Annotated in this window: 17 protein-coding genes; 6 read left to right on the forward strand and 11 right to left on the reverse strand. The window is 68.7% G+C overall.

Annotation, left to right across the window (positions count from 1 at the left end; all coding sequences use genetic code 11):
* Positions 1 to 10: 10 nt before the first annotated feature.
* Positions 11 to 1270: a P1 family peptidase gene (locus FMP39_RS19460; RefSeq protein ID WP_141591827.1), complete on the reverse strand. Its 1260-nt coding sequence runs from the start codon at positions 1268 to 1270 to the stop codon at positions 11 to 13.
* Between the two features lie 123 nt (positions 1271 to 1393).
* On the opposite strand from FMP39_RS19460, the gene FMP39_RS19465 reads away from it, so the two are divergent.
* On the forward strand, positions 1394 to 3061 hold the full coding sequence (locus FMP39_RS19465) for a HEAT repeat domain-containing protein (RefSeq protein ID WP_141591828.1): 1668 nt from the start codon (positions 1394 to 1396) through the stop codon (positions 3059 to 3061).
* Between the two features lie 181 nt (positions 3062 to 3242).
* On the forward strand, positions 3243 to 4301 hold the full coding sequence (locus tag FMP39_RS19470) for a hypothetical protein (RefSeq protein ID WP_141591829.1): 1059 nt from the start codon (positions 3243 to 3245) through the stop codon (positions 4299 to 4301).
* 6 nt (positions 4302 to 4307) lie between these two features.
* On the opposite strand, the gene FMP39_RS19475 is transcribed toward FMP39_RS19470, so the two are convergent.
* The 4 genes from FMP39_RS19475 to FMP39_RS19490 all read right to left on the reverse strand — a co-directional run bounded on the left by FMP39_RS19475 (position 4308) and on the right by FMP39_RS19490 (position 8282).
* Positions 4308 to 5441, reverse strand: a complete 1134-nt coding sequence (locus FMP39_RS19475; RefSeq protein WP_228558131.1) for a hypothetical protein — start codon at positions 5439 to 5441, stop codon at positions 4308 to 4310.
* Positions 5442 to 5519: 78 nt separating this feature from the next.
* Entirely contained in the window at positions 5520 to 5876 is a 357-nt protein-coding gene (locus FMP39_RS19480; protein WP_228558132.1) for a hypothetical protein, read from the reverse strand.
* Positions 5877 to 5906: 30 nt separating this feature from the next.
* Entirely contained in the window at positions 5907 to 6968 is a 1062-nt protein-coding gene (locus tag FMP39_RS19485) for a BamA/TamA family outer membrane protein (RefSeq protein ID WP_141591831.1), read from the reverse strand.
* 9 nt (positions 6969 to 6977) lie between these two features.
* Complete coding sequence (locus FMP39_RS19490; RefSeq protein ID WP_194858472.1) at positions 6978 to 8282, reverse strand: S9 family peptidase; 1305 nt, start codon at positions 8280 to 8282, stop codon at positions 6978 to 6980.
* 164 nt (positions 8283 to 8446) lie between these two features.
* On the opposite strand from FMP39_RS19490, the gene FMP39_RS19495 reads away from it, so the two are divergent.
* Positions 8447 to 9046 carry a TetR/AcrR family transcriptional regulator gene (locus FMP39_RS19495; RefSeq protein ID WP_141591833.1) on the forward strand — a complete coding sequence of 200 codons (600 nt, stop codon included), beginning with the start codon at positions 8447 to 8449 and terminating at the stop codon, positions 9044 to 9046.
* 22 nt (positions 9047 to 9068) lie between these two features.
* On the opposite strand, the gene FMP39_RS19500 is transcribed toward FMP39_RS19495, so the two are convergent.
* Together FMP39_RS19500 and FMP39_RS19505 are read right to left on the reverse strand one after the other, a co-directional pair.
* Positions 9069 to 11153 (reverse strand): lamin tail domain-containing protein, encoded by a 2085-nt coding sequence (locus FMP39_RS19500; RefSeq protein WP_228558133.1) that lies wholly within the window; start codon positions 11151 to 11153, stop codon positions 9069 to 9071.
* A 95-nt stretch (positions 11154 to 11248) separates the two neighbouring features.
* Entirely contained in the window at positions 11249 to 11761 is a 513-nt protein-coding gene (locus FMP39_RS19505) for a TetR family transcriptional regulator (RefSeq protein WP_141591835.1), read from the reverse strand.
* A gap of 169 nt (positions 11762 to 11930) precedes the next feature.
* Here FMP39_RS19505 and FMP39_RS19510 point away from each other — a divergent pair, with 169 nt between their 5' ends.
* Together FMP39_RS19510 and FMP39_RS19515 are read left to right on the forward strand one after the other, a co-directional pair.
* Complete coding sequence (locus FMP39_RS19510; protein ID WP_194858473.1) at positions 11931 to 13745, forward strand: NAD(P)/FAD-dependent oxidoreductase; 1815 nt, start codon at positions 11931 to 11933, stop codon at positions 13743 to 13745.
* Positions 13746 to 13753: 8 nt separating this feature from the next.
* A complete protein-coding gene (locus FMP39_RS19515) occupies positions 13754 to 15403 on the forward strand; it encodes an SMP-30/gluconolactonase/LRE family protein (protein WP_141591836.1) in 1650 nt (549 codons plus the stop codon).
* Positions 15404 to 15420: 17 nt separating this feature from the next.
* On the opposite strand, the gene FMP39_RS19520 is transcribed toward FMP39_RS19515, so the two are convergent.
* Complete coding sequence (locus FMP39_RS19520; protein WP_368667071.1) at positions 15421 to 15804, reverse strand: hypothetical protein; 384 nt, start codon at positions 15802 to 15804, stop codon at positions 15421 to 15423.
* Between the two features lie 250 nt (positions 15805 to 16054).
* On the opposite strand from FMP39_RS19520, the gene FMP39_RS19525 reads away from it, so the two are divergent.
* On the forward strand, positions 16055 to 17248 hold the full coding sequence (locus FMP39_RS19525; RefSeq protein WP_141591838.1) for an AI-2E family transporter: 1194 nt from the start codon (positions 16055 to 16057) through the stop codon (positions 17246 to 17248).
* A gap of 86 nt (positions 17249 to 17334) precedes the next feature.
* On the opposite strand, the gene FMP39_RS19530 is transcribed toward FMP39_RS19525, so the two are convergent.
* From FMP39_RS19530 to FMP39_RS19540, 3 genes are all read right to left on the reverse strand, one after another.
* Positions 17335 to 20907 carry an endopeptidase gene (locus FMP39_RS19530; protein WP_194858475.1) on the reverse strand — a complete coding sequence of 1191 codons (3573 nt, stop codon included), beginning with the start codon at positions 20905 to 20907 and terminating at the stop codon, positions 17335 to 17337.
* A 256-nt stretch (positions 20908 to 21163) separates the two neighbouring features.
* The gene (locus FMP39_RS19535) at positions 21164 to 22666 is read right to left on the reverse strand and encodes a glycosyltransferase family 39 protein (RefSeq protein ID WP_141591840.1); all 1503 of its coding nucleotides are present in this window, start codon (positions 22664 to 22666) and stop codon (positions 21164 to 21166) included.
* A gap of 63 nt (positions 22667 to 22729) precedes the next feature.
* Positions 22730 to 23293 (reverse strand): bacterioferritin, encoded by a 564-nt coding sequence (locus tag FMP39_RS19540; protein WP_141591841.1) that lies wholly within the window; start codon positions 23291 to 23293, stop codon positions 22730 to 22732.
* Between the last annotated feature and the right edge of the window lie 88 nt (positions 23294 to 23381).

Genomic DNA, 23381 nt, shown 5'->3' on the forward strand with positions numbered 1-23381 from the left:
GCGCGCGGCGTCACTGCGCGGGAGGGGCCAGCCGGCCGTACTTCTTCATCACCTGGATGAGCCGTTCCTGGGGCAGGCCGAAGACGCGGCTGCCCTCCGCGCCCGTCATCGTGTCGGAGGCCAGCATCGAGTTGAGGATGGCCTCCTGCGTGGCCTGGATGGTGGCCTCGAAGAGCGGCGTCATCCGCTCGTTGTCGAGCGCCGACACGCTGGCCACGGCCGTGCCCGCGGGCGGCTTCAGGCGCTGCGTGGAGAAGGCCACGAAGATGTCGCCGGAGGAGTTGGCCCCGAGGCCTCCCATCTTCCCGATGCCCAGCGGCACGCGCTTCGCCAGCCGCTCCAGTTGATGCGGCAGCAGCGGTGCGTCTGTCGCCACCACCACGATGATGGAGCCGGCACCTTCGGGCGTTCGAGGCTGGGTGTCGCCGCGTGACGCCGAGCAGGGCGGCACGTCCTTGAACATGCCGGGGCTTGGCTTCTTGGGCCCGGTGTAGCAGGGGCGCAGGTCGTTGATTTCCTCGCCCACCGGAACGCCCTCCACGGTGAAGAGGTGGCGCGCGCCGTAGTTGCACTGCAACAGCACGCCCACGGTGTAGCCGCCCTCGGACTCGGGCAGCTTGCGCGACGCGGTGCCGATGCCGGCCTTGAAGCTGTGGCACACCATCCCCGTGCCGCCGCCCACCGAGCCCTCCGCGACGGGACCGCTCCTGGCGCTGTCGAGCGCGCGGTGGGCGTGCGTGGCCTTCACGTGGAAGCCGTAGATGTCATTCAGCAGGCCATCCCACGTCTCCGCGACGACGGGCAGCCCCAGCTCCCACTCCAGCCCTCGCTTCATCGCCCAGGAGATGACGGAGTCGCGCACGGTGCCCACGTCATTGGTGTTGGTGAGCATGACGGGACCGGCGAGCTGGCCGGACTCGGTGAGCCAGTGGGAGCCCGTCATCTCGCCATTGCCGTTGAGGGCGTAGATGGCGGCGAAGACGTCCTCGGACACGCCGTTCTTGCCGCGAGGCAGCACGGCGGTGACACCGGTGCGCACCGCGCCCTTGCCGCGTGGGCCGCGGGTGTCACCCGAAATCAGCGTCGTGTGGCCCACCTCCACGCCGGACACGTCGGTGATGGCGTTGTTCGGGCCGGATTCGCCGCCGAAGGTGATGCCCAGGTCGCGGGCGCGGGGCCTCGTCTGGGTGGACTGGGCTTCCGCTGGAAGGGAGCACAGCAACAGACAGGACACGACGCCCAGGCGCAAAGGGAGACGGAACGGGTTCATGGCGTGGCGTCATATCGCGACCGCTTCGGGGCCCCAACGGGTGGTCCTGTCTGGCCATGTCCGTTGTCTCCCTGCCAGTATCTCCCTGAGTCCCCTCACCGTCGGGAGGCTGTCGGGCTGCACATGGCCGAACACGAAGACCTTGATGCGTTGTGGCGCAAGGCGCGGCCGGACGACCTCGCCTCGTTGCGGCGGCTGGATGCCGCGCTGGTTCGTTCCGGCTACCAGGTGGAAGGAAAGACGGTGCGCGAGTGGATTGCCGCGCTCGCCGGAGACCGCATCCGCTGGTTCGACGGCAGGGATGCACATGACCGCGTGTGCCAGGCGGGGCTCGCGGCGGTGCCCGCGCTCATGGAGGCCCTGGCGCGAGCGGACCAGGAGGCTTCCTGGCAAGCCACGCGCAACATGCTCGGGCAGTGCGTCACGGCGCTGGGCACCATCGACCCGCTCCCCACCTGTGCGATTCCGGCGCTCCTCGACGTGCTCCGCCAACCCGTGGCGCGGGTCCGGCGAATGGCGTTGGCGGTGCTGACGCGCATGCGCCCACGCGCCACCCCCATGGCCCTGCGCGCCGTCCTGCCGTGTCTCAAGGAGCGGGGTGACGCGCCGACGCGGCAGCACGCGGCGCAGGTGCTGGCGGCGATGCAGGACCCGTTGCCGGAGGAGGTTCGCGTCGCCGCGCTCGCGTTGCTCGGGGATGCCCACCGCGCGGTGCGCCGGGAGGGGATCCATGTCCTCGCTCGCTTTCCGCGCGACGAAGAGGTCCTCACCGCGCTGGAGGAGCAGGCCATCGTGGACGATGAGAATCGGAACGAGGCCCTGCGCGTGCTGTCGCTGCTGGCGCCGGCCCGAGCGATTCCAAGACTGCTCGAAGTGGCGAGTAGCGCGAGGTCGCGCCGGCAAGAAGACGGGCCGCCTCCGCCTTCCTGGCGGGGCCCGCTCGGTGAGACCCGACGGCTCGAAGACGGGAAGCGAGCCCTCTTGTTCATCGCCCGGCTGGGTGTCCGGGGCGCAGAGGCGCTGGCGCCGCTCGACACGCTCCGGGCCGTCGAGGTCCTGGCACCCTATGTGGACGCCGTCATGGACGACATCACGCGCGCGGTGCTGCGACAGCAAGCGCCGCCCTTGAGGACGGACCGTTTCCAGGAGCCGCTCTGCGCCGCGCTCTTGACGGACGTGGCGTGGCCCGTCGAGCGCACCGAGGAGCCGTCCCTGGCGCTGCGCCCGTGGCTCGAGTCCCTGGCCGCCTTCGGTACCGAGGTGGAGGTGCGCGTGGCGCTCGCCGCTGCGAGGCGTGTGTTGTGGATGTGGGAGTCCCAGGACCCGAACAACGACTGGTCGCGCCGCGCCGTCATGGCCATGGACCGTTGGCTTTGCGAGCCTTCGGAGGAGCACGCGGCGCAGGTGGCCGAGGTGGGAAATTTCACCCCCAGCCAGTTCTGCGCGCCGGATGCCTTCTCCGCCGCCTGGGCGGTGAACTACGCCTGCGGGTGTGTCCCTCGGCCATCCGCGCCCGTCGCCCCGCGCCGGACTGAAGAGGCCCCCCTGGGCGCGTGCGTCCATGCCGCGTGCCGGGCGCTGAGCCGCCGGTCGGTCATCACCTTCGCGCTGGGCGCCAGCGAGGAGTCTCCGGAGCCGCTCAGCCCGCATGAGTCAGCACGACAGGTCCATCGCGCCATCGTGGACGAGGTGCTGCCCTGGGCTTGTGGTGCCTGGGACCCCGTGAAGGACACGCCACGGCTGCGCAAGGCGCTGCGCGCGGATGGCTGGCGCATCCCCGGCGCGTCCTGACTTGACGCGTCCGGCTGTCCGCGGGTGTGCAGTGGCCGTGTGACCGCCGGGCCGGGGAGTGTGTGCTCGCCTGACGCTGACGCATGTGAATGCCCCTGAGCGCGCGAGCGGTCCACGGGGGCAGGTGACAACCCGTTGGCCACAGGTCTGAGGTCCGGCCCCGTGAATCATGGGGGCGTCCATGGCGTGGAGGGGAGGGGGCGGAGTCCAGCGGTGGTGGGCCGCCCTGCTGTGGGGGACGTGTGTCCTGTCGGCGGGCGTCGTCCGCGCGGACGGGTGGCACGTGGAATACGACGCGCCGATTCCCCTCTTCCTGGACCGCAGCTACATCCTCGACTCCCCCAATCGCATCCGCCGTCAGGGGGCGCCGAACTCCCCGGAGAAGCTCATCTTCGAGGCGCAGGTGGCGCCCAACCTCTTTTTGCCGCAGCTCCATCACGGAGACTTCACGCGGCCCGGCGGTGAGTATTTCCTGTCGCTCATCATCACCCCGGCGGTGCAGCTACGCATCGTGGACACGGCGAGCGACCCCGCCATCCCGCCGTCCTTCATCGCGAAGGCGACGTTCCAGGTGGCGCACCTGCGACCGCTGGCGAAGCCTCGGGCAGAGGGCGCGGCGGTGCGGGGATTGGCGCTCGGACTCAACGTCATCGTGGCGCACTACTCGAATGGGGAGTCCGGGTGCTTCTACAGCAACCAGACGCGCGGCGAATCCGGGTGCACGCCGTCGGAAGGACAGCTACCGCTGAACGAGGTGTCCGGCAGCTTCACGACGAACCTCTTCCGCATGGAGTTCCACAGCCGGCTGGCTTTCGACGTGGAGCCGGACCTGCGCAACGCGTGGTTGGTTGGCGGGTTCGCCGCCTTCGAGCTGAATACCTCCATGGGCCCTGGCCGCATCACCCACGCCCAGCGAGTCGTCTACGGTGACGGACACTGGGCGGCCGGCGTCATGGGCCAGCGCACGTGGAGCAACCACCGCTTCCCGTTGGAAGTGTCCGTGTCGCAGCCCTTTGGGGAGACGCCCTCGCAGCGGGCCACGTGGAAGGCTGAGTTCGGCGTCTACCCCCGGTGGGGCGCGGGCTTCGGCGTCTTCGCGCGGTACGTGAAGGGACAGGACTACTACAACATCCTGTTCCTGGAGCCGGTGGCGCTGTGGCAGTTCGGGCTCGCCTTTGAGCTCAACCCCGGCGCGCGACTGCGGGCGGCCGAGGAAGGTCGGCCGCCCGGGTTTCCTTGAGCTGCGTTAGGGCAGGCGCGCGTCGAGCCACGTCAGGTGCGCGTCGATCGTCTCCGCCACCGCCTGCGCCTGGTCCGACGCGCTGGGGTCCGTGTAGGGATTGCCAATCTCCTTGTGCTGCCACTTCACCCAGGTCTGCTTGTACCAACCCCAGTCGAGGTTCGTGCCCGTCGAAGGCGGGGAGCTGCCCGCGTAGCCGGAGAAGGCGCGGATGCCCGTGGCGGGAGCGACTTCCTGGCCTCCCACCACGTGGAAGATGTGGAGGCTGTTGCGGCGGGGGAACTGGGCCGTCAGGTTCGTGGCCCACGCGCCATAGAAGGTGCCCCAGGGCCGCACGGGGTTGTTGATCTTGCTGTCGAAGGTCCCCAGCTCACCCTGGCTGTTGCGGCACACGCCGTCGAATGACGACACGTAGATGTCGATGCCGTCGAGCGCCGTGTTCGCGCGGAGCGCTTGCGCCATGCGCATCATCAAGCAGCCACCGCGAGAGCTGCCCGCCAGGTAGATGGCGCGCGTCTCCGGACGGACCTGCGCCTGGAGCCAGTTCGAGAAGCCGTTCACGATGCGCTGCTTCGTGTCGCTGTCGAACAGGTGGTCGAAGTTGGCGTCGTTGACGACGGACAGGTACGTCTTCCCGCTGGGAAACAGACCCAGGGCGCGCAGCTTCATGGCCAGCGAACGGCCGTCCAGGCTCACGTTGGGACAGGAGACGCTGTCACAGGACGCATCCCAGTTGGAGGACTGCCCGGTGACGCCGCTGGAGTGGCCGCTGCTCGAAATTTTCTGGCCCGCGGACATGAGGACCAGGGCCTCGCGCACGGCAGGCGCGTCCACCTCCGCGATGCGGATGTTGTGGAGCGCGAGGTCAAAAGCGCCCGCCGCGCGGAAGTGCTCGAATCCCGCCGCCGCTTGATAGGCCCCCGAGCTGTTCCTGTAGACGACGCGCCGGGACACCACCGTCTCGCTGCTGCCGCTGGGATACGTCAGCGCCTGGGCCTGGGCGTCCTGCGCGCCCTCGGGTTCGAGCGCGGACGGGGCCGGCTCCATGGGGCCCCCGCAGCCCGCGAGGGCACCTGTGAGCAGCAGGGCCAGGTTCAGCCTGGAGAAGACACGACGAGCGACGCGTTCGGTGCGGACCATGGTGTGCTCCGAGGGCGGAGGGAGGTGCATCGGCACGCCCTGGGCACGCCCCCTGGGCCCAGGTCGAAGTCGAAATGGTCAGGGCACGCTCACGGTGGCTCGGGCCAGGGCGAGCCAGGAGCTGCGCCGGCCCAGGGCCTTACCCATGTGGGTGCTCTTGGGCGGCGCGTCCGGCAGCGCGACAGCCAGGGACACGCCTTCACCGTCCCGGTATTTGAGGATGCGGTGGTTCTGGTCGTCGGCGATGTAGAGCGTTTCGCTCTCGGCGTCCCAGAACAGCCCGTTGGGGTCGCCGTCCAGTGGGATGGCTTTGGGGTCCCGCTCCACGGGCGCATCCTCTCCCGGGCCGTCGGAGGCGGCGTCAGAGCAGCGCACGAGGGGGCGCAGGGCAAGGAGGGGCAACAGGGGCGCGCGCATGGCCGACTTCTTACTCACGGGACGGTGAATGTTGGCTGCTTTCCCCGTCTAGAATGCCTCGCCCACGTTCAAATAGAAGCTGGGTTCGCTTCCGTAGGCAATATCGAGCCGGATATTGACGGGGACGTCTGTCATGGGCGCGAAGCGCAGCCCTGCGCCAGCCGCGGGTTTGATGTCACGCATGTCAAAGTCGCGTGGGCTGCGTGCCACCGTCGCCGCGGAGACGAAGGCCACGGCGCCCAGTCGCCAGAAGAGGGGCGCGCGGTACTCAACCTGCGCGCCCAGGTGCTGGCGCTCGCGGAAGCGCCCCTCCAGGTAGCCTCGGCTCAACTCCATCCCTCCCAACCGTCCCGTGTCATAGAAGGGCGGTTCACCGTCGCGCAGGTCGACGAGTCCCTGCATCGCGAGAACGTGCCGCTGCCCCCATGGAAGTGTGAGGTAGCGCCGGACATCCAACCGCAGCACATCGAAGACGTAGTCGGAGCCCCACGCGTCCCGGGCCCGGCGCAGGTTGAGCCGCGCCACCAGGCCTGTCACCGGATTGAGCGTGTTGTCCCGTGAGTCATAGAGGGCGGTGAGCCCGAATTGAACCGTCGAACCGCCCTCGGCGCCCGTCATGTGCCGCACCGCCCCGTCCTCCGCGACATAGGTGAAGCGCGCGTGCTGATAGCGCACGGTGGGGCCGACATAGAGGCGGGGGGCGATGCGCCACTTCGGACTCAGTTCAAGCTCGAAGAAGATGGGGGTGAAGTCCTCCTCGTCCTCCGCCCGCGTGCGTGCGCCCATGCCGAAGAAGCGGTCCGGGAAGCGCGCCGCGCTGGCGGTGGCCGTGAGGTTCAGCCGGTCGTCGAGCAGATTCACGTCCGGCTGGAGGAGGAGGGTGAACTGGCCACGGGTGCTCGCGGCGGCGGCCAGCATCACCTGGGACTCCCTGCCGCCTCGCGACGCCGGGGGCTGATAGATGAGCGATGCCGCGCCGCCCAGGAGGAAGCTCGTCTCAGGCTGGTAGGCGGGCAGCGCGAAGGGGACGACGCTGAAGCGCCCCTCCGGTGCTTCCTCGGGAGTGGCCACGAGCAGGACGCCGAGGACGGCCGTGAGGAGCGGTGTCATGGCGGGGCCTCAGACATTTTCGTCGAGCCAGTCGAACAGGCGCGCTTCGGCCAGCGCCGTGGACGCCGCCTGGCAGTGCAGGGGCGCGGCCTCTTCGTGGGTGAACATCATCAGGTGCTTGGGGCCCCGGAGCGCGTCGTAGAGCTTCTGAGATTGGCCGGGCGAGGCATCCTCCGCCTCGCCCTCCATGATGAGCACTGGGCAGCGGATGCGGTCGACGATGGCCTCGTTGGTGAACTCCTCCAGCTTGCGGAAGAGCTCCGACGGCGACCGGGCGCCATGCTTCCAATACACGTCACGCAGCCAGTACTGGGCGGTGGGCCAGCGGTCCGCGAGCGCGGTAATCGCCTGGTCGAACTGCTCCGGGTGCGACTTCAGCAGTGCCAGCGAGCCCGGGAGGAAGCGGTTGAAGTGCGAGCTGGTGGACTCCCACCAACTGAGGACGCCGGGGTTGGCGATGCACAGGGCGATGCGTGGCTCGAACGCCGCCGCCCGAGGCGCCAGGGCGCCGCCGAATGACAGGCCCATGAGGAGGATGCGGCGAGGGTCCACCCCGCTGATGCGCTCGGCCGCGTCCACCACGGGGCTGACGGCCTTCTCCCAATCCGGCCGGAAGCTCAGCCGGTGTTCCCGCAGCGAGCGGCCCTGGCCCGGGCCGTGGAACATGAGCACGTGGTAGCCGCGCCGGGCAGCGCCTTCCCAGACCCACTTCGTCTCCTCCGGCCACGCATGCAGCCCCTGATGGAGGAGGATGACGGGCGCGCTGGGCTTCGCGTGCGGCGAGCGCACGAAGTACGCCGCCAGCGTGGTGCCCTCGTAGGGGATGGCCAGCGGCTGAATGTCGTAGCCGAGCAGCCCGTTCGACTTCTCGAAGGTGGTGGCCGCCTGTCGCGTCACCTCGAGCGTCCGCGGGTCCTCCAGGTCCGTGTAGTGCATCGTCGCCGCGCGGTAGTAGTTCGCCGCGCGCGCGTAGGCTTGGCCGGCGCTCAGGAGGTGACCCTTGGACTCGGCGTTCTGGGCGTGGCCGTGGACCCGCCGCGCCGTCTGGGTCCACGCTTCGAACCAACTGCGCTCGTCCCCGGGCTGGATTCGGCTGGCCGTCTCCAGCACGTCCCCCACGTCGCTCTGGCCGTGGGTGGCATGGCTGAGGAACCAGAGCACCTGGTTGTCCATCAGCCCGTCCCCCGTGAGGCGGATGTCGTACCAGGCGTCGCTTCGGGGGTTGATGCCCTGCACGTCCTTGGACACCGGTGCCAGCGCGCTCCGCAGCCCCAGCGCCGCCGCCGCGCCGCCCGCAAACAGCCCCGCTCCCATCAGCACGCCTCGTCGGGAGGGTCTTCCTGCGGTAGGTTCGCCTTCGGGCTTGACCATGGGATTCAATCTCCTGGGTTAACCGGTTGATTGAATCAATAGATTTAAAGTTGCCCGCGCCTGTCAAGCGTCGGCGCGGAGTCACGTCGTTTCAGGGGTTTGCAGGGATGGGGACCAAGGAGCAGGAGGCCCGGGAGCGCATTCTCCGGGCGACCATCGTGTGCATCGGCCGGGACGGACTCGATGCGACGGGCATCCGGGAGATTGCCCGCGAGGCGCAGGTGAACAGCGCGGCCATCAGCTACTACTTCCGGAGCAAGGAGAAGCTGGTCGCCCTGGCGCTGGAGCAGACGCTGGACCAGGCCTTCGGGAACGTCCTGGAGGACTTCGATCGGCTCCGGTTGGAGGGCCTGGGCATTCGCGAGGCGTTCGAGACGCTGCTCGAGGATTTGATGAGCAACTCGCTGCGCTACCCGTACATCGCGCACGCGCACTTCCACGACGCGCTGGCCCATCAGCGCTATGACAGCTCCGCCATCCAGCGCCTCAATGCATTCCTGGCCGAACTGGCCGGGCGGCTGGCGCCGGGGGCGCCGCATCTGCCGGAGAACCGGCTGCGGATGGCGCTCACCCAGGTCTGGGCCTCCCTGAGCCTGCTGTCGATGATGCCCCGGCTGTTCGACCAGTTCATCCTGCTCGACTTCGGCACGCTCGATACGCGGCGCGCCTGGGTGCAGCAGGCGTCACGGCTCCTCTTCGTTCCTTGAGGGCCGTGTCACGCGTGTCTCGTCAGAACGCCGCGCCGTCCGCGCGCAGCCCTGGAGAGCTGGCGACGCCCGGCGTCAGCGTGTCATGCGCGACGAAGCTCGCCTCCGGCGTGGCGTCCGGCGAGCGGTTGACGGAAACCCCGGGCACGGTGGACGTGTAGTCGTACTGGTCCACCAGCGTGGAGTCCTGCCGCCGGACGCGCACGGAGTCACTGCTGTTCCCCAGGCCCAGCAGACCACTGGACGCGGCCAGCGCATTCGCCTGTCCCGCAGGCACCGCCGCGGCGCCACCGAAGACGACCACCGCCTTGCCACCACCCAGCTGCGTCCCCTGCGCGAAGACATGCCGCGCGGAACCGTTGGTGGCGTCCCACAGCGTCCAGCCGGAGACGTCCACGGGGAAGGGACTGGCGTTGACCAGCTCCACGAACTCGTGCGCGGAGACCTGGGCGCCTTCATGGGCCAACACCTCGTTGATGAACACGCGCGCGGCGCCACTGGCGATGGTCAGCGCTGCGTCACTCATGTCCGTGTGCGCCGGTTCGTAGACATCCACCACGCGCACCCACACGTTCGAGGCCGCCTCGTCCGGAACGCTCCAGGCGAAGCGCCCCAGGGCCGCTGGGACGGACGCGGCCAGGACGCTCCAGTCCGTGCCACCATTGGTGGAGACCTCGACGCGGACCTCGCCCACGCCCCAGGACGTCCAGGTGATGGGCAGCGTGCTCCCGCCCTGGTACGTCCCGCCGTGGGGCGACTTCAGGCGGAGGAAGGGGCCGGTTGCCGCGCTGAAGGAGTAGCTGCTGACGACGGGGCGGTGGTCGCTGACCACGTTGAGGAAGTCGGGGAACCACTCGTCCACGTAGAGCACGCGGGCCGATTCCGCGAGGTAGCGGTCCGCCGCCTCGTTGGTGGCCAGGGTGTGGTCGACGACGTTCTCGAAGCCAATGGAGGTGTCATCCCCCGCCAGCGACAGCTCCCGGGTGATGAAGGTGAAGCGAGCCGAGTCGGAGACGAAGTTCTGGTAGGGCGTGGCCAGCGGCGCGCCGGAGGTGGGGTCGAGCGAGATGGACTCGTCCACGTCGTCATTCCAGTCGCCAATCACGAAGACGTGCTGCGTGGGCAACTGCTCGTCGAGGTACGCCTTGAGCGCCGCGGACGCGCGCTCCCGGGCTTCGCGCGGCCCTGTCGGGTCGGCGCTGTTGGCGCGCATGTGCACGACGATGACGGTGAGCGGCGTCTCCGCCCCGTTGATTTCGGTGGTGAAGTCCACGCGGAGCGGCGGGCGGTCCGCGAAGTCGGAGATGTTCCCAATCCGGACCAGGGTCGCGCTCTGGAAGGTGAGGGAGCTGTCGTAGAGCACGCCCAGCTTCTGGCTGCTCGTGCCATAGGGAGACGTTCCGCCAGAGACGAAGGCCGCGTCGTTGGAGAGGAAGCCGTCGAAGCCGGGGAGCTGGGCCTTGAGCAGGTCGAAGTCGGCGGCATCCACCATCTCCACCATGGCCCACAGGTTGGCGCCCGCCGCGAGCATGATGTCGCGCGCACCGGCAATTTGCAGGTCATCGGACGTGCCGCCATCCGACGAGGAGTTCGACGGGCCGCGCGAATCCGAGCCGAAGTAGGTGAGGTTCCACTGGCCCGCGGTGAACACGGGGGCGCCCGGCGCACTCACGGAGAGCGTCAGTTCCCGGGTGTCCGTCTGGCCATTCGCATCCTCCACCGTGACGGTGAAGGTGCTGCCGGCCACCTGGGCGGGCGTGCCGCTGAGGGTGCCCGTGGCGGACAGCGTGAGGCCCGCCGGCGCCGTCCCCGCCGTGATGCTCCAGGTCAGGGGCGCGGTGCCACCCGCGGCGGCCAGCGTCGTCGTGTACGCCCGGCCCACGGTGCCTTCCGGAAGGACCTCGGTGGTGATGCCAGGCGGCGCATCCTGTCCGGCGTCCGCTCCCGCATCGGAATCGGTGCCCGCATCGGAGTCCGTCCCAGCGTCGGGATTGTTTCCGGCGTCGACGACGACGCCACTGTCCGCGGGCGTGGGTGTGGGGTCGTCCCCACAGGCGGTCAATAGGAGCAGGACGAGAAGAGGCGCGAGTGTGCGGGGTGGCGACATGAACGACTCCAGGGCATGGAACGAAGCTCGAAGGACAGCGACGGTAGCCGATGGGGCGGACATGCGCCCTCTGCCATGACAGGACCGCCGCGTTCTCAGGTCGCGCCTTCGTCAATGACTGACTGGATTGCGGCCGCCAGCCAACGCTGGGTGGACGTGTCGAGTCCCTCTGAGAGCCGTTGGATGGGCAGCAGCCGCCCGCTGACGAGCAGGCCATTCCAGAGGATGTTGAGCCGGGCCGCGCGCCCCTCGCCATCCGGAGCGCCCAGCCAGCGGGCCAGGGGGGCGATGACCTGCTTCTGGAGCAGTTCGACGCTGGTTGCGTGGGCTTCGGGGTCGGACGCCGACAGGATGAGCATCGCCAACGGACCCGAGGCGTCGTGTGCGCCCAGGAAGAGGGACACCACCGTCTCTCCAAACTGGCGCCTGTCTATCTGGAGCAACGGGCCGATATCGAGCACCTGTGCCAGCGTCTCCCGGTACAGCCCCTGCTTGGAGCCGAAGTAGCGGCCCACGAGCGAGGAGTTGACTCCGGCCAGCGCCGCGATGTCCCGCACCCCCGTGTTGGCGAAGCCCTGTGTGGAGAAGAGGGCCCGCGCGGCGGACATCAGGGCGGTGCGTGTGCGTTCGGAGTCTCTTTGCCGAACGGCTGGCTTTGCAGTGGGCGGTCGAGTCAGGGGCATCCGGGTTTACTTATAATTCCGACTGAGTTATGTCTATGTAAGTAAACGGCTGTGTACGTCGTGCGTGGCTTCCAACTCGAAAGGACATGTGCGGATGACTGCGACAAAGCAGGAGGGGCGCGCTTTTTCTCCGGAAGCCTTGAAGGAGAAGTACCGCCTCGAGCGCGAGAAGCGGCTGCGGCCCGACGGCAATACGCAGTACATCCCTTTGAAGGGCGTCTTCGCGGACTTCGACAAGGACCCTTATGTCGAGCCTGGCTTCACACGCCCGGCGCTGGCGGAAAAGCTAGACGTCTTGATTGTCGGAGGTGGGTTTGGCGGCATGTTGTCGGCCGCGCGGCTGCGTCAGGCGGGCGTGGACTCCATCCGCATTGTGGAGAAGGGCGGCGACTTCGGTGGCACCTGGTACTGGAACCGCTATCCAGGCGCCGCTTGCGACGTGGAGTCCTACATCTATCTGCCGCTGCTCGAAGAGACTGGCTACATGCCCACGGAGAAGTATGCGCGGGCGCCCGAAATCTTCGCCCATTGCCAGCGCATCGGCAGGCACTTCCAGCTCTACGAGAAGGCGCTGTTCCAGACCCTGGTCCAGTCCATGGACTGGGACGAGGACGCCCGGCGCTGGAACGTCACGACGGACCGAGGGGACCGGCTGGCGGCGCGCTTCGTCATCATCGCGGGAGGCATCCTCCACAAGGCCAAGCTGCCCGGCATTCCAGGCATCGAGACATTCAAGGGGCATTGCTTCCATACCAGCCGCTGGGACTACGCCTATACCGGTGGCAGCCCCACCAGCCGCATGACCCGGCTGGCTGACAAGCGTGTGGGCATCATCGGCACGGGCGCCACGGCGGTTCAGGCCATTCCCCAACTGGGTGCCGTGGCCCAGCGGCTGTATGTCTTTCAGCGCACCCCCTCGAGTGTTGGCGTGCGCGGCAACCGGCCCACGGATGAGACCTGGGCGAAGTCGCTCCAGGCCGGCTGGCAGCAAGACCGCATCCGCAACTTCTCCGCGATTGTCTCTGGTCGCCCGCTGCCGGTCGACATGGTCCAGGACGGCTGGACGTACATCTTCCAGGACGGCGCGACCCAGCAGGCCCGGACCCCCGAGGAAGCCGCCGAACTCCGCCAGTTGGCTGACTACCGGAAGATGGAGGAGATCCGCGCGCGGGTGGATGCCATTGTCTCGGATGCGGCGACGGCCGAGGCGCTCAAGCCTTATTACAACCCGATGTGCAAGCGGCCCTGCTTCCACGACGAATACCTGGAGACGTTCAACCGGCCCAACGTCCAGCTCGTGGACACGGAAGGCAAGGGCGTGGAGCGGATTACGCCGACGGGTGTGGTGGTGAAGGGGAAGGAATACCCGGTCGACTGCCTCATCTACGCCTCGGGCTTTGAAGTCTCGGGTGACTACACCCGGATGCTGGGCTTCGACATCCGGGGCCGGGATGGCACATCGCTCCGGGAAAGCTGGGCCGACGGTCCGGCGACGCTGCACGGCATGCACAGCCGCGGCTTCCCGAATCTGTTGATGTTCACCACGACCCAGAGCGGCTGGGCCATCAACTTCGTGCACATCCTCGACGAGCAGTCCCAGCACGCCGCCTACATCATCGGGCGGTGCCTGAAGCAGGGCGTGGATGTCATCGAGCCTTCTGCGCAGGCACAGCAGCAGTGGTGGGACGTGATTCTCTCCCGCCTCAGGACGGGGATTTCCTTCGGCGGGGCGGATTGCACGCCCGGCTACTACAACAACGAGGGTGTCAGCCCGGGGCCGAACGCCATCCGCTACGCGACCTTCGGAGGCGACACGCTCGCGTTCATCGACGTCCTGCGTGCCTGGCGTCAGGGCGATGGACTCGTGGGCCTGGAGCTCACGCAGGGCAAGGCGGCTTCGAAGCCATGAGTGCCTCCATGTTCCGATGCGTCTCCAGGTCCCTGGCCGCCGGTCTGCTGTTGATGGCGGGCCCGGCCCTGACGACTCCGCCCAAGTCCTACCGTCAGGAGACGGTGGTGGCCGGCTCCCACTTCCAGGGTGTCCACGGGCTCGCCGTGGATGGAAAGGGAAACCTGCTGGCCAGCAACCTGCTGGGCCAGTCGGTCCACGCCGTCAACCTGAGCACGGGCGCGGTGAGCACGCTCGTGGGGCCTCCGCTGGGCGGCGCGGATGACGTCGCGCTGGGGCCTGACGGCTCCATCTACTGGACGGGTTACTTCTCCGGCCAGTTGATGCGGCGCACGCCGGATGGGAAGACGCGCGTCATCGCGAGGAACCTGCCGGGCCTCAACTCGCTGGCCTTCCGCGGCGATGGCCGGTTGTACGTGACGCAACTCGGGCGAGGCGATGCGCTGTGGGAGGTGGACCCGACCGGGCGCAAGCCGCCCCGGAAGGTCATCGACGCGCCCGGTTATCTCAATGGCTTCGAGTTCGGCCCCGATGACCGGCTGTATGGCCCGCTCATCCTCAAGGGGCAGATTGCCCGCGTGGACGTGGACACGGGCCTCATCGAGAAGGTGGCGGAAGGCTTCACGGTGCCCGTCGCCGTCAACTTCGACGCGCGCCGGGAGAACCTCTACGTCGTCGACGCGGCGACGGGGGAACTGGTGCGGGTCCGTCTGCCGTCGGGTGCCAAGGAGGTCGTCGCGAAGTTGCCCACCGGGCTCGACAATCTGGCCGTGGGCCCGGATGACCAGGTGTACGTGTCCAACATGGTCGACAACGACATCCGCGTGGTGAACCCCGCCGATGGCTCCGCTCGCCTCCTGGTCGAATCTCGCTTGTCCGTGCCCTCCGGTATCGCCGTCGTGCCAGATGACCCCGAGGAGACGCTGTACGTGGCGGATGTGTACGCCCTGCGCCGGGTGGGCGGGCGTGAGGGTCTGGTGAACCAGACGACGCGGGTCCTCTCGTCGCAGCTCAACTTCCCCATGAATGTGAGCGTGACTGCCCGGCATGTCGTGCTGAGCACGGCCTATCTGGGCAGCCACAGCACCCTTCAGGTGTTGGACCGCGGCACGGGAGCGCTCCTGCGGACCATTCCCAGTCCGAATGGCGCGCAGGGCGTGGTGGCGCTGGAGGACGGCGCGCTGCTCGTCGCCGAGGCCGCCACGGGCCGGCTCGTTCGTGTGGATACCTCCGAGCCCGCCGTCACCACGGTGCTGGCGGAGAGGCTGGGAGGGCCCGTGGGACTCGCGGCCGACACGAAGGCGAAGGAGCCTGGGGTGTACGTGACGGAGGTACGTTCGGGGAAGGTGACCCGCGTGCGCCTGTCGGATGGGGCGCGGCGCACGGTGGCCACGGGCCTCAAGGCGCCCGAAGGCATCGCGCTGCATCCCGATGGTGGGTTGATTGTCGCGGAGGTGGGCCGCAAGCGGCTGGTGCGCATCGACGCGGCCACGGGCCGGGTGACGGTGCTCGCCAGTGGCCTGCGCATCGGTCTGCCTGAGAGCGAGGGACTGCCTCCGGGCTACCTCCCCACGGGCGTGGCAGTGGGCGCGTCGGGCACCCTCTATGTGACGTCCGACATCGAGAGCGCGCTCTACCGCTTCGTCCCCGTGCCTTGAGCCTGCACGGCCAACCGTCACACGGGGACTTCGAGGTTCATCGACAGACCCGCTTCGAACTCGGGCGCTTGCCGGAGCCGCTCCAGGACGATGCGGGTGCAGTGGAGCGTGACGAGGGGAATCGTTCCCGGTTCGCTGATCCACCGGACCGCGTCCATCAAGTGGTGGTTTTTCAGGAACGCGAGCACGGCGTCCCAGAAGCGGCGTCCCTCGTCGAGCGCGGCCTGGTAGGCGGGCCGGCGGTCCGGGGCTGATGCCGGGATGGCATCGGCTCCACGCTTCTTGCGCGGCGAAGGCCGGTACGGCGTGGCGCTCTGCCGGGGCATGACGATGGCTTCAATCCACATCGCGTCACCCTCCACACTCCCGGTCCTCGGGTGGGTCTGGGAATTATCGGACATGGCGCGTGCAGGTTGCGCCCCCTTCGGCTCGCACTCAAGGGTGGGGCACGCTCGCCCCCATGGCATGCGTTGCCTGCTTCAGGGCTTAGGGCCCGCTCGTACTTCAGGCGCAACGGTGGGCGCACGTCTGCTTGCCTGCTGGGTGCGCGCTACGCCAACCGCCTGAAGTTGCAGGAGCGCCTGTCAGGTGACGCGGTGGTGTGCTTCGGGCCGCCTACCGTCCGTGCAACCACATCCTACCTTGTGAGGCATGAAGGCATCTCGTCGGCAGCTCCCCGTCTATGTGCCGCCGCGGACGGTCTGGATCGTCGGAACGCAGGTCCTGCTGCTCATCCTGTTCTGGGCCGCGCTCCGGGCGGTGTACCCCGTGCTCACGCTGCTGGCCGTCGTGCTGCTGCTCTCCATCGCGCTGAGCCCCCTGGTGCGCCGGCTGACGCAGTGGGGGCTTCCTCGCGGCGCGGGTGTGGCCATCGTGGCGTTGGCACTCCTGGGGATGATGGGCGTCCTGGTGGGCTCGCTGGTGCCCATGCTCATCCACCAGCTCCAGGCACTGGTCCAGTCGATGCCCGCCATGCTCGAGCGGCTCGCGCAGTCCCGCTGGGTGGAGGAGCTGAGCACGCGTTATGGCGTAGAGGTCCAGGCGGAAGACCTCATCCGCTTCGAGCCAACGGACGTCGCGGGCCGCCTCATCAACGTCCTGTCGTCGACGCTGGGCCTGGTGGCGGGCGGCATCACCGTGGTGGTCCTCACGGTGTTCAGCCTGCTGTTCGGTGAAGACCTCTACGAGAGCATCATCCAGTGGGTGTCGCCGCGTCGCCGGCCACGCGTGCGGTTGCTCATGTCCCGGATGCGCAAGGCCGTGGCCAACTACCTGGCGGGAACCCTGCTGGTGATGACCATTGGCGGAACGGTCGCCGCCACCATGGCGCTCATCCAGGGCGTGCCGTACTTCCTGCCGCTGGGGGTGATGGTGATGATGATGGGCGTCATTCCCTATCTGGGCAGCATCATCAGCGCGGTGCTGGTGGGCGTCATCACCCTGGCCGCGGTGGGCCTCAAGGATGCGCTTATCGCGGTGGCCGTGTTCATCGTGTACCAGCAGATTGAGTCCAACGTGCTGGGCCCCATGATTCAGCGGCGGGCCATCAAGATGAACCCGCTGCTCATCTCCATCGTGGTGCTCTGCGGCGGCGCGCTGGCGGGGCTGCCTGGCGTCGTCCTGGCGGTGCCGCTGGCCGCGGCGGCGCAGGTGCTGGTGCAGGAAGTGCTGGGGCTTCGCCAGGAAGCGTGGCGGCGCAGCCATCGAATGGAGGACTCGAAGCGGGAGCCCGGCCGAGGCGCGGTGGAGGAAGGGTTGCTCTTCGCGGGCCCCATGGCGGGTCCACGTGGGTCAGCGCCGCCGAGCCGAGAGCCACCGCCGCCGGACACTCCCTCGGCGCACTGAGCGCGAAAGCAGAAGGGCCTCCGGACGTCGACCCGGAGGCCCTTCGCGTTCATTCCGCCGTCACGCCGGGTGACGGGGGGCGTTCATCAACGGGCCGCCTGCGTCGAGCGTCCCTGCACGCTGCGCGTCTTCTCCGGCGCCGCGGAGGCCACCGCGGCCGCCACGCCGAAGACGAGGTCGTCGCGGTCGTTGTAGCTGCCGGAGGTGCACGAACTCGCGGTGCCGCCGTATCGGAATTGCGCGCGGATGGCGTGGTTGCCCGCGGTGGCGCCCAGGTTGAAGGTGTGCGTGAAGGTCCGCGCACCGCTACCCGTGCAGGCCACGTCCGTGGTCAGCGCCGTCCACGACGGCGCGGAGGCGTTGGTCGTGTAGTACAGGTCGAAGCGGTCCGTGCTGCCCCAGCACCACACCGTCACCTCGGCCGTCACCTGCTTGCCGACGGAGAAGGCGCTGTGGTCCACCGTGCGGAGGACCACACGATCGACGCTCTCATCGCTGTGGTAGGTGCCGGAGCTTCCGTCCGCGCAGGAGGCGTTGAGGGTGTTGGGCTGGTTGGGCTCGGCGCCGCCGGACATGGTGCCGCGGCCGTTGACGAGCACCGTCCCGGTGTCACACCCGCACACGTTGCCGCAGGACGGTGCCCGCAGCGTGGTGTTGTAGGTGGCGGCCACCGGCGTGCAGATGTTGGTGGTGGTGAAGCTTCTCGCGGTGCTGTAGGCGCTGGTGCCGCAGGAGTCGGCCGCCCGTGCGCGCCAGTAGTACGGGGTGCTGCTGCTCAGCGCCGGCGTCACCGTCCACGCGCTGGCCGTCAGGGCGGTGGCCGAGCGGACCACGTTGGTGAAGGCCGAGTCCGTGGCCACCTGGACCTCGTAGGTGGCGGCGCTGGGCACGTCGCTCCAGTCGAGCGCCGCGGACGTGCCGACCCCGGTGGCCCCGTTGGCGGGGCTGCTCAGCGTGGGCGCCGCGAGGGCGACGCAGCCGCGCGTGGTGAAGGTGGACGCCGCGGTCCAGGCGCCCACGCCACCGCACGAGTTGCTCGCGCGCACGCGCCAGTAGAACGAGGTGCTAGTGGCCAGGGCTGGCGACACCGTCCAGGTGCTGGCCGTCAGCGCGGTGGCGCTGGCCACCACGTTGGTGAAGGCCGCGTCGGTGGCGACCTGCACCTCGTATGTGGAGGCGCCGGAGACGTCGTTCCAGTCCAGCACCGCGGTCAGCTCCACGCCGGTGGCGCCGCCGGAGGGCGCGGCGAGCACGGCCGTGCCGGGCGCGGCACAGACGGGCGTGGCGCACGTGCAGGCGCTGGCGGCGCCGTAGCACGCGTTGGAGGACGCCGGGACGATGGAGTAGCAGTACTGCCGGCCGTTGGCGACCTCGCCGTCCGTGTAGGTGGTGCCGGTGACGGTGGCGACCTTCGCCTTGCCGAAGTCGCAGCCCGCGAAGCCCTCCGTCTTCATCACCCAGTACTGGGTGGCGCCCGCGGACGCGTTCCAGCTCAGGCTGACCTGCCCGTCACCCGGGGTGGCGGTGGTGTTGGCGGGCGCCGCGGTGGGGCCGCCGGCGCAGCCGCTGTTCGTCACCGTCGGGGTGGAGCACGCGATGCGGTGCCGGTTGTACGCCGCGTAGATGGCGGACATGTGCGGCGTGCCGTTGGCCAGGTTGCCGTCGTCGTCGTCCGCCGCCAGCCACTGCATGTAGCCGTTGGTGGCGCCACAGCCGTCAGACGTTCCCGCCGTGCAGTTACAGGCGTGCCACGTGCCCACGTTGCCGCTGCCCTGGTAGAACGTCTTGTTGCCCACGATGAAGGCGGTGTTGGAGTCGTAGTTGAACGGCGGCGCCGTCAAGTCGCGCGTGACGAAGTCCCAGGCCGCCTGACGCACGGGCGAGGCCGCGCAGTGGACCTGGCGGCTGCACGGGCCGGAGCCGGAGCTGCACATGGGGCACACGAAGTTCTGCGGCGTGGCGGGGATGTTGGGCACGCTGGCGGCCCAGTCCGCGTCACGCACGCCGGAGCACTTGGTGTTGCACCACGACTGGCCGGAGACCTGCGCCTCCTGCTGGTTGTAGCCCGTGCCGTCCGGCGTCAGGCCGCAGCCGGTGTTGACCGTCTGGAAGAAGCCGTAGCCCACGCAGGACGTCTGCAGGCGGTAGATGGCCGCGATGTCCGCGTAGCCTTCCGACGAGTTGCTGAGCGAGCCGTTGGCGTCGAAGTCGTCGATGCCGTGGCCCCACTCGTGGTCGAACACGGCGCCAATCTCACCGGTGTTCCGGCAGCCGCCGCCGCTCCGGTAGAAGTTCACCGAGCTGCCGTTCCAGAAGGCGTTGCAGGTGCTGTTGATGTTGACGTTGGAGAGCAACTGGCCCTGGAGCCAGGTGTTGGTCGGCAGCCACCCGCGGGCCTGCTCGGCCAGCTTGTTCAGCTCGTAGAAGCTGGAGCGGGACGCGGCGGTGTTGCCCGGTGACGTGCCCGGAGGCACGGTGCAGTCGTGGTCGTTGTTCACGCCGCCCAGGTTGAGGTTGCCCGTGGAGGAGCTGATGTTGATTGCGCCGCACGAGTCGCTGATGCGCACGTACTTGCCCGCCAGCGTGGTGGTGACGGTGCCGGAGCTGTAGTTGACGATGCCCGCGCCGTCCGTGAAGTTGTTGGGCGCCGCCAGTCCGGTGTTGGCCCAGGGCATGGGCGAGTTGGGCTGCATGGTGCCGCACGTCTCGTTGGAGGTGCAGGTGCCGATGTTGGTGGACGGATAGATGCCGCCCTTCATCTGCGCGTCGAAGTAGTGGTTGTCGTCCTCCACGGCGAGCACCTCGCCCGTCTGGGCGTCCACCGTCGTCTTCCAGCGCTCGTTGCCGCCGGCCTCGGAGAAGCCGTAGGTGTACACGAGCCGGTGCTCGTAGCCGGTGCCGACGGCGCCGTTGAAGGACTCACCCGCGAGCGCCACGGGGGCAATCTCCAGCGTGGGCTGCTGCCACAGCGTCTGGGGACTGGTGTTCAGCCCCACGAAGCCGTTGCCGGACACCAGCGCGTCCTGCGGGGCCAGCCGGGGGCGGGTGTCGATGCGCACGTTGGCCCAGGCCTCGGTGCCGATGAGGATGAGGTTGCCGTGGCTGATGGTGGCCGCGATGCGCCCATGGCGCACCGGGACGCCGTTGACCTGCTGGGAGATGTGGACCTGGATGAGGTCGTCGTTGATGCGCGTCACCCGGGGGTTGCCCATCTGCATCAGGTCGACGTTGAACGCGGCCTGGTTGTCCGCGATGAACTTGAAGATGAGGTCACCGACGGCGGACTCGTCCACGTTCGCGATGGAGCGGCCAATGGACTCACGGACCTCGTCCATGGTGACCTTGTTGTTGAAGCCGTCACCCGGGATGAGGGGAATGGTGCCTTGCACCGCGGTGGGCGTTCCCGTGCGCGGGTCGATGTAGACGTTGAAGTCGCGCCCATTGCGCTTGAAGAAGTCGTCCCACGCGTCGGCGCCGAGCGCGTTCATCTGCTGGCGGGCCTGCTGCAACGGCATGTTCTGGATGGGCAGGTACAGCTCTTGTTTGAAGAAAGCCTTGTCGGCGACGGCGCTCTGTCCCTTGTCAGGTGGCTTGAAGGCCCAGGCGGAGGTGGATAGGAGCAGGACGAGACATGCTGCTGACACCCGTGTGTGGCGCATGCGTTTCTCCTCTGCGGACCCGCGGAGGCACATGCCCTCGCGGTGGCTCCTGCACGGAGCACGTCAACGCCCATACCGGGTGTGAAATTAAATCTGAATACGTGGGATTCCGTTCGCTATTCCCGAAGAAAGTTTTGCAAGAATAACGGGACTTAGAAGTGTTCACTGTCGGTATGCTTGGCATTCGAACTGCCGTGCACGAACCGGGCTGGTATCCCGCGGGATTGAAGTTTTCCCATGAGGGCGCGAATCGCCTTCAGTCTGGCCAGATGCGCACCCAGTCATCCTGGATGAGCTTGCCGCTGGCGCGGTCGGTGCTCCCGCTGGCCATGAAGCGCCGGGGGGCGGTCAGCGCGAGCACGCCGGCCTCCACCCAGAAGACGAGCAACGCGGCGGCGGCGACGGCGGGCAGCCGGGTGGACCACCGCTGAGCGGAGGCGCGTGTGGCGAGCACCACGAGCGGCAGCAACAGCAATGGGATGAGCGCGGGAAAGACGGCGAGCAGGCCGCGCGTGTAGCCGAAGAAGGCGACGGTGATGAGGGCCCGGTGCAGCAGCACCGCGGTGAAGAGCGCGAAGCCGCGCCACGCGGGCCGCAAGGACAGCGCGGCGCCCGCGAGCAGCAGTAGGGTGAGCGGCCACTTCAGCCACGCGCTCTCCGGCACGAAGACGTCCACGGGGGCCCGGGCGCCGTGCAGTCCCGCGGGCAGGTTGGAGGCCCCCAAACCCAGCCGGAAGCCGTCCAGCCAGCGGTCCAGCTTGGCCAGCCACAGACGCGCCGCGTCCGCCGGGTAATCCCGCATCCACGCGAGCCCCTCCGCGTACCCGTGCAGCAACAGGTGGCGCTGGGCGGGGTTGGCCACGTCCAGGAAGCCCTCCTGGCCCATCTGGTTGACGCTGTCGGGCGTGAAGCCCCCGGTGGCCGTGGCGTGGTTCGCCATGGCGAAGTTGATGGGGCCGTACACGGTGACGGGGGCCAGCACGGGCAGCGGCTCCAGGTGCGGCGTCCGGGCGTTGAGCTCGCGCAGCACGCGCGCGTTGTGGATTGCCCAGGGGGCCAGCACGACGGCGGTGACGAGCAGGGCCGCGCCCCAACGCAGGGCCAGGGTCCGCGGGGGCGTGCTTCCTCGGTAGAGCCAGGCCCAGGCGAGGAGGAAGGGCCAGAGGTAGAGGTGCTCGGCGCGGGTGAGCGAGCCCAGGCCCATGACGGCGCCCAGCAGCACGGCGCCCGTCCACGTGGGGCCCGCGCGGTGCTGGAGCATCAGCGCGCAGGTGGCTGAGAGGAAGAGGACGTAGAGCACTTCGTTGCTGTACGTGGTGGACAGCACCAGCCAGCCGAAGCTGCTCGCGAAGAGGGCAGCGCCCAGCAGGCTCCAGCCGGTGCCCAGCACCTTGCGCCACCACCACCCGGTGAAGGCGACCGTGCCCGCGTTCAGCAGCGCCAGGGCGAGCTTGTACGGGTAGGCGCTGCCCTGCGGCGGGCCCAGGACGCGGTAGAGCAGCCCCAGGAGCCAGGGGAACAGGGGCGGGTGGTAGGGCAGGGTGGCGGGCCCGGTGTGCCCCCGCGCAAGGTCGGCGGCGTAGGCGTGGAAGAAGCGCGCGTCGCCGTAGAAGAAGATGGAGAAGGGCCAGGTCCGGTCGGGCGACGCCTGCAGGTAGAGCCAGCGCAGCAGCAGGCTGAGGCTGAAGGTCGCGGCGGCGCCCAGGGCCACCGGGTGCCGCCGACACAGCTCGCTCACAGCGGTGAAGCGCCTGCGCATGCCACCCCCCGGACGCGTTGCCCGCCAGCTTAGCCAGGCGCGCGCGCGGCGGCCAGGCGGCGCTCAGCTCCGCAGGGGCGGCTTGCCCTGGTGCGCCACCAGCAGGTCATGCATGTCGTTGGCGTGCTCCTCCTCCTTGGCGAGGATGTCCTCCATCATCCGGCGCGTCGTCGGGTCATGGTTGGCGAAGTAGCGCACCATCTCCTGGTACGTCTGGATGGCGATGCGCTCGGCGATGAGGTTCTCCTTGATCATGTCCACCAGGTTCTGCCCTTCGGCGTACTGGCTGGCGCTGCGGGACAGCAGTCCTTCGGGGTTGAAGTCCGCCTTGCCACCGAGCTGGTTGATGCGCTCGGCGATGCGAAGTGCGTGCTGCTGCTCCTCGCGGGCGTGCTCTCCAAACTCGTCCTTCACGGACTCGCTCTGGATGCCCACCGCGGCGATGTAGTGGTAGGTGTAGCGCAGCACGCAGACGATTTCCGTCGCCAGCGCGTCATTGAGCAGCTTGATGGTGGCGTTGACGTCGCCCTCGTAGTCTTCGGTGATGGCGCCTTCCTCCAGGTGCTCCCGGGCTCGGCGGCGAATCTCGGTGATATCCGTGAGGAAGGGCTGTTGGACTTCGGCCATGGTGGTCCCCCTGTTCTTTGCCTCGCGCAAAGGTAGGAAGGGCGGGGCGCGTGGAAGCCACCCGCGGGAGGAACAGTCCGCCACCACG

The sequence above is a fragment of the Myxococcus sp. AB056 genome (genome assembly GCF_006547365.1).
Taxonomy (GTDB): Bacteria; Myxococcota; Myxococcia; order Myxococcales; family Myxococcaceae; genus Myxococcus; species Myxococcus virescens.

Coding starts and splice junctions, on each gene's coding strand:
- FMP39_RS19525 (WP_141591838.1), top strand. CDS start 16,055: ATGAAGGCATCTCGTCGGCAGCTCCCCGTCTATGTGCCGCCGCGGACG.
- FMP39_RS19500 (WP_228558133.1), bottom strand. CDS start 11,153: ATGTCGCCACCCCGCACACTCGCGCCTCTTCTCGTCCTGCTCCTATTG.
- FMP39_RS19465 (WP_141591828.1), top strand. CDS start 1,394: ATGGCCGAACACGAAGACCTTGATGCGTTGTGGCGCAAGGCGCGGCCG.
- FMP39_RS19535 (WP_141591840.1), bottom strand. CDS start 22,666: ATGCGCAGGCGCTTCACCGCTGTGAGCGAGCTGTGTCGGCGGCACCCG.
- FMP39_RS19495 (WP_141591833.1), top strand. CDS start 8,447: ATGGGGACCAAGGAGCAGGAGGCCCGGGAGCGCATTCTCCGGGCGACC.
- FMP39_RS19470 (WP_141591829.1), top strand. CDS start 3,243: ATGGCGTGGAGGGGAGGGGGCGGAGTCCAGCGGTGGTGGGCCGCCCTG.
- FMP39_RS19510 (WP_194858473.1), top strand. CDS start 11,931: ATGACTGCGACAAAGCAGGAGGGGCGCGCTTTTTCTCCGGAAGCCTTG.
- FMP39_RS19530 (WP_194858475.1), bottom strand. CDS start 20,907: ATGCGCCACACACGGGTGTCAGCAGCATGTCTCGTCCTGCTCCTATCC.
- FMP39_RS19520 (WP_368667071.1), bottom strand. CDS start 15,804: ATGTCCGATAATTCCCAGACCCACCCGAGGACCGGGAGTGTGGAGGGT.
- FMP39_RS19505 (WP_141591835.1), bottom strand. CDS start 11,761: ATGTCCGCCGCGCGGGCCCTCTTCTCCACACAGGGCTTCGCCAACACG.
- FMP39_RS19515 (WP_141591836.1), top strand. CDS start 13,754: ATGTTCCGATGCGTCTCCAGGTCCCTGGCCGCCGGTCTGCTGTTGATG.
- FMP39_RS19540 (WP_141591841.1), bottom strand. CDS start 23,293: ATGGCCGAAGTCCAACAGCCCTTCCTCACGGATATCACCGAGATTCGC.
- FMP39_RS19490 (WP_194858472.1), bottom strand. CDS start 8,282: ATGGGAGCGGGGCTGTTTGCGGGCGGCGCGGCGGCGGCGCTGGGGCTG.
- FMP39_RS19475 (WP_228558131.1), bottom strand. CDS start 5,441: ATGGTCCGCACCGAACGCGTCGCTCGTCGTGTCTTCTCCAGGCTGAAC.
- FMP39_RS19485 (WP_141591831.1), bottom strand. CDS start 6,968: ATGACACCGCTCCTCACGGCCGTCCTCGGCGTCCTGCTCGTGGCCACT.
- FMP39_RS19460 (WP_141591827.1), bottom strand. CDS start 1,270: ATGAACCCGTTCCGTCTCCCTTTGCGCCTGGGCGTCGTGTCCTGTCTG.